Origin of the sequence: Pedobacter miscanthi, assembly GCF_003315595.1 — a bacterium.
GTDB lineage: Bacteria > Bacteroidota > Bacteroidia > Sphingobacteriales > Sphingobacteriaceae > Pedobacter > Pedobacter miscanthi.
The window spans coordinates 36,511-52,829 of record NZ_QNQU01000035.1; the positions used below are offsets into that span (position 1 = coordinate 36,511).

The window sequence follows — 16,319 nt, forward strand, 5'->3', positions numbered from 1 at the left end:
GTTTTATTTTACTAATGACCAATTAACCAATGGCCAATGAACCCATGACCAGTGAACTAATCACCTGTCTTCAACTTTTGCCGGTGCTGTTTACCCCATTTGATCATTTCAAGAATGATATCGCCGAAAGATCTGCAATATTCAGTTGAAGTATATTCGATAGCAACTGGTGTATCATCAATCACCGTCCTTTTAATTAATTGATTGGCGGTCATTTCTTTCAACTCTTTCGAGAGCATCCTTGTGGTAATACCGGGGATGCTTCTTTCAATATCCCTGAATCTTTTATTGCCATTACAAATGGAATTAATAATGGGAAGTTTCCATTTTCCCCCAAGCACATAAAGGGTATCCTGTAAAGCCTGAATTTCTTCGTGCTGGTTACGCGGGTTTGATAGCACTTCGGCGGCCATCTGGTTTCTTTTTTCTGGTTCCATAACTGGTATACTCTGTTATACTACTTACAAAAGTATACCAATATAGTGATATTTTTGCATACATAAAATATATTTTTTATCATGAATAATTTAAACGGAAAAAAAGCGCTGGTAACCGGCGGAAATAGCGGCATTGGCTACGCCACCGCAAAAGAATTAAAAGCACAAGGTGCAGAAGTAATTATTACAGGAAGAAGGAAAGATGCGGTAGAAAAGGCTGCAAAAGAATTAGGCGTTATCGGTTTTGTGGCAGATCAGAGCCAGATTACTGCAATTGAAGGATTGGCAAAAGAGGTAGAAAAAACATTTGGTAAAATCGACATCCTGTTTATCAACGCAGGCGTAGTAGAACAGACCAGTATTGCAGATGCAACTGAAAAAATCTTTGATACGATTATCGGCATTAATTTTAAAGGTGCATATTTTACCCTAAGCAAATTTATCCCTTTATTAAATGATGGCGGATCTGTTGTGTTCCTATCATCAAATACTGCAAGCATGGATTTTCCGAGCAGTTCGATCTATTCTTCGGGTAAAGCGGCATTAAATTCGGTTATGCGTATTGCTGCATTAGAATTGGCACCCCGCCTGATCCGTGTAAATAGTGTAAGTCCGGGCCCAACAGCAACTGAGATTATGAATAAAAAAGGGCTTAACGAAGAACAGTTAGCAGGACTTAATGAGTGGATGATTAGCCGTATTCCGCTTAAAAAAATTGGAAAATCGGAAGATGTGGCAAAAATGGTTGCTTTCTTCTGTGGAGATGCTGCTACATTTATTACAGGTGCAGAAATTGTAATGGATGGGGGGATGAGCCTTAAGGGATAGTACCTAGTCTGAAGTCCTAAGTCCATAGTCTAGCTCATCATTAAGGAATTAAGGACATTAAGAACAAAGACCACATAAAGTTGCTTCGCGGGCGTAAAGTTGGTGGAGCAATTTTTAGTTTTGAGCAGTTAAGCATTCAGTTCAATTATCAATAATCAAATCACAATGTTCAAAATCCGGCAGTCGGTCTAGCAATGTAGAAATTTAACAATTTCAACAACTAGTTTTCACCATTAAGGAATTAAGAGCATTAAGAAGAACTAGTTTGCTTTAGAATTTATTATCAGTTAACCAATTTCAACAATTAACCGATTAACCATTTACACCAATGATCAAATTACAATGTTCAAAATCCAGAGATGTATAGCAATGTAACAATCCAGCAATCCAGCAATTTCAACAAGTAAGCTTTCCACCGTTAAGGAATTAACGGCATTAAGAAGACCTAATTTGCTTTTGAAGCTAATCGCAGTTAACCAATTTCAACAGTTAACCGATTAACCATTTACATCAATGATCAAATCACAATGTTCAAAATCCAGCAGTCAGTCTAGCAATGTAGCAATTTAACAATTTCAACAAATAGATTTTCACCATTAAGGAATTAAGGACATTAAGAAGAACTAATTTACTTTTGTAAGCTAATCGCAGTTAACCAATTTCAACAGTTAACCGATTAACCAATATAATAAGTTATTCTCCATTAGCATCACTACTCAACACACTGCTCATATAATCAAAAAAAGGCCGCATGTTTCTAAAGGCCTGCCCCATTTGCTGCACAAAATTATCGCTTAACACCGCTTCATCATCAAACTTTTTAACCAACAGAAATTGTTTAAAGCGTAAAAGATCAATATCAGGATGTTCGGCTTCGAAACCTTTTGGCGTAGTTTTAAGTTGTTCGCCCTTTAACTGATCAAAAGAAGCTATAAAATCTTTGCTGTTTAAAATATCACGCAGCGGTTTTGCATCAAAGGCAATATCATCCCTGATGAGTTTAAGATCGGCAGGAGAAGGTTCCCAGAAACCACCACCAACAAAAGTGTTTCCTTTTTCAATATGAAAATAATAGCCACCCCGCCTGCTTTTACCAGCGCGTTTAAAACTTCCGCTCCAATGTGTTTTATATGGTGTTTTATCATTCGAAAAACGGGTGTCGCGATAGATACGGTACAGGCTTTTTTTGCCAGACGGCGTTTCGATTACATCGTGAAGGTTTAATTCTGTTAGCAATGCCGAGGCGAAATTTTCAATATTGGCCTGCTCGGACAGAAATTCTGTTTTACGTTCGTTAAACCACTCGCGGTTATTATTCTTTTTTAATTTTTCTAAAAAATCAATATTGGAATGCTGTATTTTTATAGGTGTAGCTGGCATTTAATTGTTTGATATTTCTTTTTCAAATATAGTAGCAGGATAATGGATATTTTCCATTGCAGCGTAATAATTATTGATTTCCATCATCCACCTTACCTCTTCCATTTTCCATCTCTTTTACCATTAAGGAATGAAGAACATTAAGTTTTGTCGTTTATTTTACTTAACATTTCAACCTTCCAACATTTAACATTCTAACTTTTAGCGTCTACCTCACGGCAACAATAAACAACCTGGGGAACGGTAGCAGCACGGTTTCGTCGTCGAATATGTGGTATGCTTTTGAGAGTTCTTCTTCGTATTTATGTAAAAATAATGATTGTTCATCTTCGTTTAAAGCATCAAGGTATGGCCGCAAACCGGTTCCCTTCAGCCATTCTACAATTGCTTTGGCACCACCCTGAAGGGGATGAAAATAAGTTGTACGCCAAATTTCAATCGTAGTCACTTTATCGCGCAAATGAGCGTAATACCAATCGGCACCTTCTCTTGCTACCCGTTTTGTGGCGTCAAGCAATTTATTTTTCCATTGATCTTCGCTGGCAACTGTTCGCATTAAACGGTGAGTGGGTTCTTCAAAATTATCAGGCATCTGTACCGCAAGGATACCACCTTTGTTTAGTTTTTGAATCAATTTCGGAAACAGATTAATATGATCAGGCACCCATTGAAGCGCAGCATTTGCAAATATTAGATCGTAGGATTTCTGATCGTGCCATTGGGTAATATCTACCACATCAAACTGAATACCCGGCAGTCTTTTTTTTGCCGCATCTATCATATCTGCTGAACTATCTATCCCGGAAACATTTGCATCCGGGAATCTTGCTTTTAATAATTCTGTAGAGTTTCCCGGTCCGCAGCCGATATCTATTGCTTTGCTTACAGCGTTAACAGGTACGCGGTTAAGAAGATCAGTTATCGGGCGGTTGCGTTCGTTTTCGAATTTGGTGTACTGGCTGGCAGACCAGGTATCGGTTTTATTTGTATCCATGTTTCTCTCATTAAGGTTATTTGTAAAGTACAAAAGATGTTCCATTATTTGGGTTAATGGTTTACCCTTCGACTACGCTCAGGGGGTTAATCGTATTAAACTAATACTACACTTTCAACATTAAACACCATGGAGAAATTTTCTTAAATTTGCGGCAATGATTTTATACAAAACGAATGAAGAAGTAGAACTGATGCAGATCAGTGCGCTACTGGTAAGCGATACACTGGCAGAAGTGGCCAAAATGATTAAACCAGGTATTACCACATTACAAATTGATAAACTGGCCAATGAGTATATCCTTGATCATGGTGCTGTTCCTTCTTTTTACAATTATAATGATTTCCCTTTTCATATCATTACTTCGGTAAATGATGTGGTGGTTCATGGCTTCCCTAGTGATTATGAGCTGGTTGATGGCGATATTATTTCGGTTGATGTAGGTACCATTAAAAATGGATTCCATGGCGACCATGCCTATACTTTTATTATTGGTGAGGTATCGCCTGAAATATTAAAACTGGTAAAAACCACTAAAGATTCACTTTTCGTGGGCATTAAAGAGGCAGTTGTAGGCAAGCGTCTTGGCGATATTGGTTATGCCATACAAAACTATAATGAAAAAGAAGGTTATGGCGTGGTGAGGGATCTGGTAGGTCATGGTTTGGGCCGCGATATGCACGAAGATCCGCAGGTACCCAATTATGGCAGAAAAGGTACGGGCATGTTGCTAAAAGAAAACCTGGTAATGGCTATCGAACCGATGATTAACATGGGCAAAAAAGAAGTGTTTTTAGATGATGATGGCTGGACAATCAGAACGGTAGATGGAAGTCCATCGGTACATTTTGAGCATGATGTATGTGTTAAAAAAGGAGAAGCACTGATTCTTTCCAATTATGCCCCGATTGAGGCTGCAGAGAAGCAGAATATCAATCTGAATACTTCTTATTATTAAGAGAAATGAGCCGTGATGAAAGTTGCGGCTTTTTTGTTTTTACAGAAGAGTACACCAGGGATTACTATTACAATCAGGCTAACAACTTAATAAGCGAGCGTCATCTCGACTGAAACGCAGTGGAATGGAGAGATCTATCTCGAGACAGATTTCTCGGTTACGTTGCACTCCACTCGAAATGACGATAACTCGAGGGAATAGAGTGGCCGCTATTGATCATTGAAAATTGGGTATTGATTATTTCCCCTATCATCCATTTTACATCTTCCATCTTCTCAACTATTAAGAAATTAAGAACATTAAGGTTTTAGCTGTATTTTTAAAACGGTCGCTATTGATTATTGAAGATTGGGCATTGATTATTTTTACACCCCTCATCCATTTTACTTCTCTCCATCTTGCATCTTCTCCACTACATTACCTCTACTCTATCCCCCTCATCCGTAACATGTTGATTACGCTCCATGTGGTTAGCTTACAGCTCCGTATTTTTGAAGCACACACAGATAATTCATGAGGGTATTCACTAAATCAATTTCGATATTCCTGCTTTTTGCGGGTATTTTAACAAACAGTTACGCACAAAATTATACTGTAAAAGGTATTGTTTTGGATACTGCAGGACTGCCTTTACCAGGTGCCGTAGTACGCATTAAATCGGGTACCGACAGTATTGGTACATCGGCTAACCCCGACGGCACATTTATTTTAAGCAAAATAAAGCAAAAACAATTCACCTTATCAGCTGCTTTTATCGGTTATGATACTTTTAGCAAGCAATATATTATTGATAAAGGTACTATACTGAACATTACCGATATTAAGCTCAAACCATCGTCCAATACATTGGAAGGCGTAGTGATTTCGGGTGTTCCGCCAGTAAAAGTGACCGAAGATACGGTAAGTTTTAATGCCAAAGCTTTTCCGGTTAGGGAGGGCGATGCTGTGGATGAAGTGCTTAAAAGGCTTCCCGGAATTAAGGTAGATAAAGATGGCAATGTAACCAGTCAGGGGGCACCGGTAACCAAAATCCGCGTTAACGGAAAAGATTTTTTTGGAACAGATGTAGCCACCGCCATTAAAAACCTGCCTGCAGATATTATAAAAAACCTGCAATTTATTGATGATTACGGCGACCAGGCCAAACTTACGGGCATTAAAACAGGCGAACCAGAAAAGGTATTAAACCTTACCATAGAGGAAGATAAGAAAAAAGGTTATTTCGCACGTGCATCGGCCGGCGTAGGCAATTCAGACCGTTACAATACCAGTATCAGGGGAAACAGCATGAAGGGTGAGCAGCAGATTTCATTTGATGGAACCTCGGCAAACGCCAATATGCGTGGCGGCAATGGTGATGGCATTAATACGAGAAATGCTTTAGGACTCAATTATAAAAATGAATTCAGCACCAAACTTTCGGCTGATGCGGCATACAATTTCAATAATAACAAGAACAACACGATCAGTTCTACTTATACCCAGAGTGTTTTACAGGATGCTGATCAAAATCCGATAAACAGGCTTGAAAATGCAGGTAACAACAGCCGGAGCAATAACAACAACCATTGGTTTGGCGGTAACCTGGAGTATAAAATCGATACGATGAACTACCTGAAGATTTCGCCGAATTTCTCGTACAGTAACAACAGCGGAAACAGTGCCGGAGGTTCGGAGATTACCCAGGATACGCTATCTACCAACAGGCAAAGTACCAATTTTAATACCTCAAACAATATTAATGCACGCACCAATTTCTTTTTTAACCATAAATTTGAGAAGAAGGGACGCAACCTCACTTCGTGGGGAAACATCAGTTATACCAGCGGCGAGAATTACAGGGATGTTTACAATAAATATGTCAATACGCATAGCAACCTGAAAGATTCGGTTTTACAGAACCAGCTCAATAACCAAGATAACCGTAATCTGGGGCTAAATGCAGGTATTTCGTATATGGAGCCAATCTGGAAAAAGACTTTTCTGGAAGTTAATTATAACTGGAACCGCTCTGCAACGAATAATTCGCGTGATGCCTATGATGTGGTAAACGGAAATCAGGTATTCAATCCAAACCTCAGCAATATTTACGATTATCAGTTTATTACCAATAAAGTTGGTTTAAATTACCGGTATATCGGCGAAAAACTGAACTATACGCTTGGGCTTAATGTACAGCCGGCCATATTACGCGGCGAAAACCTGAGCAATAATATCCAGACGGTTAACCGCACATTCAATCTTATTCCTTCGGGCCGTTTTTCTTATAAGTTTTCGAACCAGGAATCTTTCGACATCAATTATTGGGGACGGAACAACCAGCCTAGCTTTTTACAATTGCAACCCATATCAGATAATTCGAACCTGCAGAATGTGGTTACCGGGAATCCGAACCTGAAACCCGAATTTATCCAAAGCGTTAATGCACACTATAAACAGGCTGATTGGAATGCAGGAAAAGTGATTCAGGCGAACTTTAAATACGAACGTACGGACGACAGGATTGTAAGTACCAAAGAGCGCGTACCTGGTACGGTTAACCAGCGTACAAGTTATATTAATGCTGATGGTTATTATACGTTGCAGGGTGATTACAATATCAGTAAACCATTATCTTCTGAACGCAAGTTTACCATTGGTTACTCCGGATCGGGGCAGCTGAACAACAACATTACTTTCACCGATGACAGCCGGATCGAAGCAAAGAACATATCGTGGCGCCAGGAACTGGAATTCAGGGTTGATTTAAAAGATATTGTAAACCTTCAACTGGAAACTTCCTATTCGCAAAACCTGACCAATTACTCGAGCGATAGTTTTGCCGACCGCCAATCGAACCGTTTCGAATGTGGTATAGAAGGCCGTAATTACTTTTTTAAAGACCTTACTTTCGGTTACGACTTTACCAAACAGGTTAACTCAGGATTTGATAACGGCGCTGTGCGCAACCCAACACTCCTACGCCTATCAATGGAATACAAATTTATGAAAAACGATATGGCGGCCCTAAGAGTGGAAGGTTTCGACCTCTTTGACCAGAATTCGGGCATTTCGAGAGATGTATTCGACAACGTGATCGTAGACAGACAGGTAAACCGATTGGGAAGGTATTTTATGTTGTCGCTGATTTACAGGGTGCGGAAATTTGGGGGATAGTTTGGGCGGAGAGCGTGGGGCGTTAAGCGAAGAGCGTTAAGTGGAGAGCGTTAAGCGCTAAGCGGAGAGCATAGACAGCGTAAAAAAAGCATCGTCATCTCGACCGGAATGCAGTGGAGCGGAGAGATCTATCTCGAGATAGATTCCTCGACTGCGTTGCACTCCGCTCGAAATGACGATATGGGTGAAACTTCACTCGAGATGACAGCAACTAAGTACTAAAGCAAGAACTATTGGTCATTGAAAACTGATTATTGGTTATTAATTTCCATCTCCCCTCTTACATTTTCCATCCCTTTCACCATTAAGAAATTAAGAATATTAAGGTTTCAGCAGGATTTCTTAGGCGGTAGCTATTGGTCATTGAAAAATTGATCATTGGTTATTTTTCCCCATTTTCCATCTTACATTCTCCATCCTACATCTTCCTTCTTACATCCTCCTACTGGTTCCGCAGGTAAATATTTCCGTATGATGAACTTAAATCGTAGCTTGGTCCAACACCAGGGGCAGCTGTTAAAGAGGTAAAGAAATTTTCTTCTTTCAATTCCGTTGGTTTAAGCACCATATCGGTATAAATTTTTCCATAGCGATTGGTGAGTTTAATTTTGCCAATGGCACTTTGGCCGATACTCGCATCAATGCCGCCATATCTCGCATCAACTTTTATAGGCCCTTTAAAATCTTTAATCTCCACAATGCCATAAACAGATCTTACTTCGGTATTGATATTTGCCGGAAGTTTAATGTTGATGGTAATTTCGATATCCTTGGTTTGATAGCTTGATATTTTGGTACCGCTTTTCTCTTTGATATAAGCATCAAGATCAGCTTTTGAGTTTAAGCGTGTTTTAATGCCGTTTTCTTTCACATAGTAAGCTTCAGGAATTTTATCCATATCAAGCTTATTCTGGATGGTAATGGTGCCATCCGCAGTGCTTTCGTGAAGGGTAAAGGCCGAATCGTTTTCTCCGCCATTTATTTTTACGATAGCTTCTATTCCGATTTCGTTTTTATCCCAGCTTGAAATATGGATAACTTTCGGATAATCGAAGTTCAAGACCACTGCATCGCCCTTTTTTACCGGGTAAGCCTTATTGATTTTTGTTTGCGAAAGGGCAATACCCGGCACCATGGCCATGATAAGCCAATATAATATTGTTTTCATAATTAAAATATTTGTTGCCTGCAGCAGCGAAATGGCCTTGGGCAGATGAAGGAAGAAAACTTAAGAGAGCAGGTTATTTCTCTCTTAAGTATACATTTTTATAATTCGATTTTAAGATCAGATCGGCACCGCCACCATTAATCTTACCTTTGATGTTTTCAGAATTACGGCTGCTGCTACCATACTCAAAAACAGATGCTTCGCCATTTACAGAAGTTAAACTTGATAATGACTGACCTGATCCTGAACGTACAGTAGTTACCCCCTGACCGTTATTGCTGCCACTGATAGTGGTAAACCCGCTACGTTCTGCTTTTTCCGATTTATCGATCGCTATTTTTAAACCTTCTGCCGCGTAAAGTTTGCCATAGTTTGTAGCCATTTCTACGTTTGCTTTTGCGTTTGCAGGCAGCGAAACATCTACATAACCATATACCGAAACAATAGAAACCGGGCCTTTAATGGCTTCATTAAAAATAGCATCAACCGAACCATATAGGGTTTTAATGTTCATTGGGCCGCTATTGTTCTCCAATTTGATTTTATTGTAACTGGTAGAAACCTCTATTTCATTTTTAAGGTTTTTTAAAATAATTTCATTCTGGTAAACATTGCTTTTATTCACAAAAGATATTTTAATATTTTGAGGTACTTTAATGGTGATGATGCCTTTAATCTCTCTGTTTACTGCATTTACATTAATTTCTTCGCCTTTTGTAGAAACATCTATGCCCAAGCCGGTATTATCGGTAAAACCTGATCCACTTATTGCACGCAGGCCTTTTGCACGTTCATCAACTTCTTCTTTTTCTGATGCCGGCACCGAAAATATAATCTCGTTACCACTATACCCCTCTACTACTGCGCCCGAGATATTCAGGTTAAGTTGCCCTGAACTCTTGCTTAATTTGTATTCTTTCTGTGCCGATGCCGATAAAGTAATGGCCAGCATGGAAAAAAGAACGATAAATTGCTTTTTCATAATTCTTGTTGTTGTTTATGGATTTATAATTTGTCTTGATTTAATAATACACTATAGGCCTCATCGCGTACAGCAGCAAAAGTTTCGGGGTTATTGGCCAGTGCGTAAAGTTTTTCGCCAATTTCTACATTCTTCATTTTGCCTAAAAAGCTAACCAGACCGAGTTGTACCATCGGATCGTCTTGTTTATTAAGCGAATTCACCAGCAATGATGATGCATATTTATTGCTACTGTATTTTTGCAGCACCCCAAGAGCCGCCAAACGCACATTTGTATTACCATCGCTGTTAAGGGTTTTAGATAACATATCGAGGGTTTTATTGTCCATCTGCTTTGTTTTCTCGATTTTTAATATGGCCAGTAACCTTACACTTGCCGAACTGCTGTCTTTTAATTCGCGGTAAATATTACCTTCATTTTTAACCGGTTGAACCTGCTCTTTAATTATTGCCGGTTTCGTTATTACCGGTTTAACCACATCTTTTGTTGTTGTTTTGGCTAAATCCGGTTGAGCTAAAACAACATTGTTTTTCTTCGTATTTTTAGGCTGTACTGTAGCTATACTGTTGTTTTTCGTTTCTACATCACTCTGCTGATTAAAAAACATCCATGTTGCACCTGCAAGCAGTATAATTGATGCTGCAGCTACCCATTTGCGCCAGGTAAACAGTTTTACCGTTTTAACTTCTGGCTGTTCTGCCTGAACCTGCATCCTTTTAAAGCGGCCCATATCAAAGGCCGGTGCTTCGAGATGATCGAATTCTTCCCGGTGCTGTTCCACAAAATCCTTTATCTGATCATTCATAATAACATTTATCTTTAAGTGATAATAAAACACGTTTTTTCGCCCGGTGGTACTGTGTGCGTACGGTACTTGCCGATACTCCGAGCATCACTGCAATCTCTTCATGCGTCATCTTTTCAAATACATACAGGTTTAAAATCGTTTTATAACCTGATGAAAGCTCTTCGATACTTTTTTTCACATCCTCTACCCTGCAATCGAAAATTTCCATATCATCGCTGTCGTTGTTTACCTCATCTTCCACATCCATTTCACCGAGATCGGAAAAAGTTATTTTTCTTTTCCTCAGGTGCGAAATAGACCGGTTAATAGCCATCCGCCTTACCCAGGCTTCGATACTGAGCACCCCTTTTAATTTGCTCACATCACTAAAAACAGTACAGAAAGTATCCTGTAAAATGTCTTCCGCTTCGCCGGTATGGCTTATCATCCGGCTGATCGAGTTATAAACTTTCCGGGCATAGCGGTTGTACAATCCGGTATAGCCCGCATCTTTACCCTCAAGGCAGAGTACAATTAATTCCTGATCTGTGATCTGTTCAGCAGTGCGCAATGTTGAGCTTTTAATTTATCTTTTTAATACGTTTCTATTCTCTAGTCGCAGCATGTACAATAGTGTTGCATCCTTTTTTAAAAAAAATAAAAAATAATGTAAATCTAATCAATAGCTAACGGAAAAAACACCTGTTAAACCTATCAGAGATCATTTAACAAACATTTAGCATGGCTGTGCTGTTAAAGCCTATTAAGATAATAAGCATCGTTTTGGAAGTAAACCCAGGTTTAAAGAAAAAATGTACAGACCTGAGTTTTTTGAAAACCAGCTTTTAAAACTAATTTAGTGTTAAGTTTAATATCGTGCCCATTATATGTGTAGTATACATGAAGATAACCAGGCGAGCAAAAAAGCAATTACCGCCAACGAAGAGCGTTTTAGGGCCCTTGTAACCGCTACATCTGATATTGTTTATATTATGAGTGCCGACTGGCGCGAAATGAAACAACTGGACGGCAGGAATTTCTTAGAGGATACCAATGAACCACTGGCCGACTGGATCCCGAAATATATTCATGTTCTCGATCAGGATAAAGTGAGGGCAGCTATTGACGAAGCACGAAGGGAAACCAAGATTTTCCAATTGGAACACCGTGTACTCAGGGCTGATGGAACCATTGGCTGGACACTATCGCGGGCCGTACCTATTTTAGATGAACATGGCAATGTACGCGAATGGTTTGGTGCGGCAAGTGATATTACGGAAACAAAACGGGCTGAAGAACTCCTTAAACGGACAAAAGAACTCACCGAACAGCAAAAACGGGTTTACGAAACAATCGCCAACAACACACCCGATTTAATGTATGTTTTTGGTCTGGATTATAATTTCATTTACGCAAATGAGGCATTGCTTACCATGTGGGGCAAAAGCTGGGAAAATGCCATAGGAAAAAGCCTTTTAGAAAATGGTTACGAACCCTGGCATGCCGAAATGCATGAGCGCGAAATAGACCATGTTCGTGCCACCAAAGAGTCGATACGTGGTGAAGTTTCTTTTCCTCATGCGGTACTCGGTAAACGTGTATACGATTATATTTTTACCCCTGTAATTAATAAAGCCGGAGAGGTTGAAGCTGTGGCCGGTACCACCCGTGATATTACAGATATTAAACAAAATGAGCAGCGTAAAAATGATTTTATCGGTATGGTAAGCCACGAACTTAAAACACCCCTTACCTCATTAACCGCTTATCTCCAGCTCATGGAAAAGAACAATCCAGAGCAACAAAACCCGCTGACCAAAAAAATACTGGAACAATCGGTTAAGCAGACCCGCCGTATGACGAATATGATTAATGGTTTTTTAAACCTTGCGAGACTGGAATCGGGCAAAATGTTTATCGAAAGTGCTCCTTTTGAACTTCATAACTTTTTAGAAGAAATTGCGGAAGAAACGCACATGCTTTATTCTCAGCATCGCTTTGTATTCCCCGAAATTAAATCTGTAATTGTTACCGGTGATACCGGAAAACTTGCCCAGGTGGTAAATAACCTGATCGGCAATGCCGTAAAATATTCTAATCTGGGCAGCCAGATTACCATTTCAGCAACAGTTGAGCATGATGAACTTAAAATAAGTGTTACCGATGAGGGTACAGGTATTCCACAGGAAGAAATTTCGAGGCTTTTTAACCGTTTTTACCGCGGCCAGAACAATAATCTTATTGCAGGTTTTGGCATCGGGCTGTATGTTTGCCGCGAAATTATTGAAGCACACGGAGGTAAAATCTGGGTAGAGAGCATTGCGGGTAAGGGAAGTACTTTTTCTTTTACATTACCAACATCTAAATAGAAAACAACATTGTAGAATGTTCAGGTAATTCTCGGGATGTGTGGATTACTACGCCATAATTTTTCTAATTTTAGTGCATCATTTAACCCTGAAATTATCTTACACCTATGAAAGTCAATATTATTTTTTTCCTCCTGCTTTTTCCCTTTTTTGTTTTTTCACAAAACGTACGTGAACCTGCCGATACCCCGAAAGAATGGTCGGCGAGTTATGCTCCTTTCCGCATTGTGGGCAATGTATATTATGTGGGCACTTACGATCTGGCCTGTTACCTTATTACTACACCAAAAGGAAATATTTTAATTAACACAGGTTTGGCCTCATCCGCAACTCAGATCGAAAAAAATGTAGCGGCATTAGGTTTTAAATTCAAGGATATCAAAATATTGCTGACTACACAGGCACATTACGATCATTTAGGTGCAATGGCAGAGATTAAAAAGCTTACCGGCGCTAAAATGATGGTGGATGAAAAAGATGCCCAGGTAATGAAAGATGGTGGCCGTACTGATTATGCTCTTGGTGGTAAAGAAAGCAGTTATACTCCAATTGTAGCAGACCGCCTGTTAAAAGATAAAGACCCGATCCAGTTGGGCGGCACCAGTATTACCATGCTTCACCACCCTGGCCACACCAAAGGATCCTGCAGTTTTTTACTGAAAACGAAAGATGAAAAGCGCAGTTATAAGGTACTTATTGCCAATATGCCGAGTATTGTTACCGATAAAAAATTCTCTGATATACCGGCTTACCCAACCATCAGTAAAGATTATGCTTATAGTTTCAGCTCACTTAAAAAGCTATCTTTCGATATCTGGTTATCTTCGCACGCAAGTCAGTTTAACCTTCACGAAAAACATAAACCCGGCGATGCTTATAACCCTGCAGCGTTTATGGATCGTAAGGGCTATGATGAGACATTGAAAAACCTCGAAGCTACTTACCTTAAAAAGATTGCCGCTGAATAAAAATCTTGTCTTGATGACAGTGGAAAACGCATAAAATCCAAAATACTCAAATAAGATTTATGTAAAATTACGATAAATGATTTGCAGATTTGGACAGTCGTCTATAACTTTACACCATGGATCAGAAAGAAAAAATTCTTAGTGCCGGCCTCGACCTCTTTTCTACCCGTTCGTATCATCAAACAGGGATCAGGGAGATCACCAAAGTGGTAGGGATGCCCACAGGTTCATTCCATTATTATTTTAAAAACAAGGAAGATTTTTCTGTTGAGGTATTAAATCATTTCTTTAAAACCGAAATCCTTCCCTCCTTTTCAATAATCAATAATGATGCAACGCTCAATCCAAAACAGAAGATTATTGCCTATTTTTCATCCAGGATTGAACGGTATAACACTTTAAGTTCCCCAAACGAGATGTGGAGCTGTATTATGGGTAATCTTGGTCAGGATGTTGCGGCACAAAGTGAAATTATTGCAGCACAACTGCAAAAACTGACTACAGAACATCTGGTAAAAGGACTGGAGAAATTGATTGAACACGGTCAGAAAGATGGATCTGTAAAGTCTCCCATCGCGCCCAAAGTGCTTGCTCCGATGATTTTTAATGCTTACGAAGGCAGCCTGATCCAACGGAAAATTGAACGCAGTGATGAAGCATTGCAATTATTTTTAAACTTTTTAGACTGTTTACTTTAAAAAAATTTGACTGCATGTAGACAGTCGTCCAAATACAAATTTATATTAAAAATATGGATCATCAATATGACATTATCGTAATCGGCTCTGGACCAGGCGGCTATGCATCAGCCATCCGTGCCGCTCAGTTGGGGAAAAAAGTTGCCCTGGTAGAGAAATATGCCGGCTTGGGCGGTACCTGTACCAATGTAGGATGTATTCCTGCCAAAGCATTGTTAGATAGCTCGGAACATTATCATCAGGCTAAAACCGAATTTACGGCGCATGGTATAGAAACTGGTGATCTGAAACTTAACTTTAACCAGTTTATTGCCCGCAAAAAAGAAGTAATTGCTCAAAACAACGCAGGTTTAAACTTCCTGATGCGTAAAAACAAAATCACGCTATATCAGGGTACCGGTAGTTTTGAAGATGCAAAAACATTACGCGTTAGCAATGCAAAAGGCGAAAATATCATCCTTAAAACAACTGATTTTATCATTGCTACGGGTTCAAAACCATCAAGTTTACCAGGTATCGATATCGACAAAAAACGGATCATCAGCTCTACCGAAGCCATGGATTTGCCTCAACTGCCAAAATCAATGGTTATTATTGGCGGCGGTGTAATCGGTATAGAACTGGCTTCGATGTTTGCGAGACTGGGTACACAGATTACCATTATCGAATATGCCGATTCCATCCTGCCCACCATGGATAGGGAGCTTGGAAAAACACTGCAAAAAAGCTTGGGCAAACTGAACATTACCTTTAAACTCAACCATCGTGTACAACAGGTTGTAAATCAAGGCGAATCGGTTTCCGCTTCTTACCTTGATGATAAACAACAGCTTCAAACAGAAACGGCCGAATATTGCTTAATGGCCGTTGGCCGTAAGCCATATACATTGGGTTTAAACCTCGAAAAAGTTGGAATTAAAACCGATCAGGGAGGAAGAATTTTAGTGAACGAGCGTTTACAAACCAGTCAACCAAGCATTTATGCCGTTGGTGATGTAATAAACGGTCCGATGCTGGCACACAAAGCGGAAGAAGACGGAAAATATGTGGCAGAACTTATTTGTGGCGAAACGGCCCATTTAGATTATCATCTGATTCCGGGAGTGGTATATACCTGGCCAGAAGTAGCATCTGTTGGTAAAACCGAGGAACAGCTAAAAAGCGAAGGAAAGCCATATAATATCGGGAAATTCCCTTTTATGGCCAGTGGCAGGGCCAGGGCTTCGAGGGATCTGGATGGTTTTGCAAAAGTTTTGGTTGATCCCACTTATGGGGAAATATTAGGTGTACATATTATTGGGGCAAGGGCAGCCGACCTGATTGCGCATGCCACACTCGGCATCAGGCACGAAATTACTGCCGCTGCGATGAATGAAATGGTATATCCCCATCCTACCTTTTCCGAGGTTTTAAAAGAAGCTTATCTTTTAGCTACCGGACAGCCATCCATTAATTATTAAGCAATTATTCCTGGGGGAAAAACGGTATGCAGCATATTCCCGCAGATTACACAGATTAGCGCAGAATAACCATCCAACCAATCTGGAGAAGTTCTGCGCTTATCATCTTAAATCTGCGGGATAACCATACGCA

Annotated in this window: 14 protein-coding genes; 7 read left to right on the plus strand and 7 right to left on the minus strand. The window is 39.7% G+C overall.

The features are described 5' to 3' along the window. Positions 1-56: 56 nt before the first annotated feature. Positions 57-437, minus strand: coding sequence for a winged helix-turn-helix transcriptional regulator (locus DRW42_RS26350; protein ID WP_113951849.1), 381 nt, complete (start codon positions 435-437; stop codon positions 57-59). Positions 438-518: 81 nt separating this feature from the next. Between DRW42_RS26350 and DRW42_RS26355 the strand changes: the two genes are divergently transcribed. After that, positions 519-1,265 (plus strand): SDR family oxidoreductase, encoded by a 747-nt coding sequence (locus DRW42_RS26355; RefSeq protein WP_113951850.1) that lies wholly within the window; start codon positions 519-521, stop codon positions 1,263-1,265. Between the two features lie 693 nt (positions 1,266-1,958). Here the strand turns inward: DRW42_RS26355 and DRW42_RS26360 are convergent. Then, complete coding sequence (locus DRW42_RS26360; protein ID WP_113951851.1) at positions 1,959-2,645, minus strand: DUF2461 domain-containing protein; 687 nt, start codon at positions 2,643-2,645, stop codon at positions 1,959-1,961. Between the two features lie 208 nt (positions 2,646-2,853). Beyond that, positions 2,854-3,639, minus strand: a complete 786-nt coding sequence (gene tam / locus DRW42_RS26365; RefSeq protein ID WP_244215372.1) for a trans-aconitate 2-methyltransferase — start codon at positions 3,637-3,639, stop codon at positions 2,854-2,856. A 157-nt stretch (positions 3,640-3,796) separates the two neighbouring features. On the opposite strand from tam, the gene map reads away from it, so the two are divergent. After that, positions 3,797-4,597 carry a type I methionyl aminopeptidase gene (gene map / locus DRW42_RS26370; RefSeq protein ID WP_113951853.1) on the plus strand — a complete coding sequence of 267 codons (801 nt, stop codon included), beginning with the start codon at positions 3,797-3,799 and terminating at the stop codon, positions 4,595-4,597. 513 nt (positions 4,598-5,110) lie between these two features. Beyond that, positions 5,111-7,753, plus strand: a complete 2,643-nt coding sequence (locus tag DRW42_RS26375) for a TonB-dependent receptor (protein ID WP_113951854.1) — start codon at positions 5,111-5,113, stop codon at positions 7,751-7,753. 442 nt (positions 7,754-8,195) lie between these two features. Here the strand turns inward: DRW42_RS26375 and DRW42_RS26380 are convergent, their stop codons facing one another. From DRW42_RS26380 to DRW42_RS26395, 4 genes are all read right to left on the minus strand, one after another. Then, a complete protein-coding gene (locus DRW42_RS26380) occupies positions 8,196-8,921 on the minus strand; it encodes a hypothetical protein (protein WP_147243816.1) in 726 nt (241 codons plus the stop codon). A 73-nt stretch (positions 8,922-8,994) separates the two neighbouring features. Beyond that, complete coding sequence (locus DRW42_RS26385) at positions 8,995-9,903, minus strand: DUF4097 family beta strand repeat-containing protein (protein ID WP_147243817.1); 909 nt, start codon at positions 9,901-9,903, stop codon at positions 8,995-8,997. Positions 9,904-9,926: 23 nt separating this feature from the next. Then, complete coding sequence (locus DRW42_RS26390) at positions 9,927-10,709, minus strand: HEAT repeat domain-containing protein (RefSeq protein WP_113951857.1); 783 nt, start codon at positions 10,707-10,709, stop codon at positions 9,927-9,929. Next, complete coding sequence (locus tag DRW42_RS26395) at positions 10,702-11,262, minus strand: RNA polymerase sigma factor (RefSeq protein WP_158544412.1); 561 nt, start codon at positions 11,260-11,262, stop codon at positions 10,702-10,704. The genes DRW42_RS26390 and DRW42_RS26395 overlap by 8 nt, the downstream gene beginning before the upstream one ends. 316 nt (positions 11,263-11,578) lie before the next feature. On the opposite strand from DRW42_RS26395, the gene DRW42_RS26400 reads away from it, so the two are divergent. The 4 genes from DRW42_RS26400 to lpdA all read left to right on the plus strand — a co-directional run bounded on the left by DRW42_RS26400 (position 11,579) and on the right by lpdA (position 16,186). Continuing rightward, positions 11,579-13,060 carry a PAS domain-containing sensor histidine kinase gene (locus DRW42_RS26400; RefSeq protein ID WP_113951859.1) on the plus strand — a complete coding sequence of 494 codons (1,482 nt, stop codon included), beginning with the start codon at positions 11,579-11,581 and terminating at the stop codon, positions 13,058-13,060. Positions 13,061-13,167: 107 nt separating this feature from the next. Further along, the gene (gene blaB3PEDO, locus DRW42_RS26405) at positions 13,168-14,028 is read left to right on the plus strand and encodes a PEDO-1 family subclass B3 metallo-beta-lactamase (protein WP_113951860.1); all 861 of its coding nucleotides are present in this window, start codon (positions 13,168-13,170) and stop codon (positions 14,026-14,028) included. A gap of 116 nt (positions 14,029-14,144) precedes the next feature. Further along, positions 14,145-14,726: a TetR/AcrR family transcriptional regulator gene (locus DRW42_RS26410; RefSeq protein ID WP_113951861.1), complete on the plus strand. Its 582-nt coding sequence runs from the start codon at positions 14,145-14,147 to the stop codon at positions 14,724-14,726. A gap of 53 nt (positions 14,727-14,779) precedes the next feature. After that, positions 14,780-16,186: a dihydrolipoyl dehydrogenase gene (lpdA, locus tag DRW42_RS26415; RefSeq protein ID WP_113951862.1), complete on the plus strand. Its 1,407-nt coding sequence runs from the start codon at positions 14,780-14,782 to the stop codon at positions 16,184-16,186. Positions 16,187-16,319: the final 133 nt, after the last annotated feature.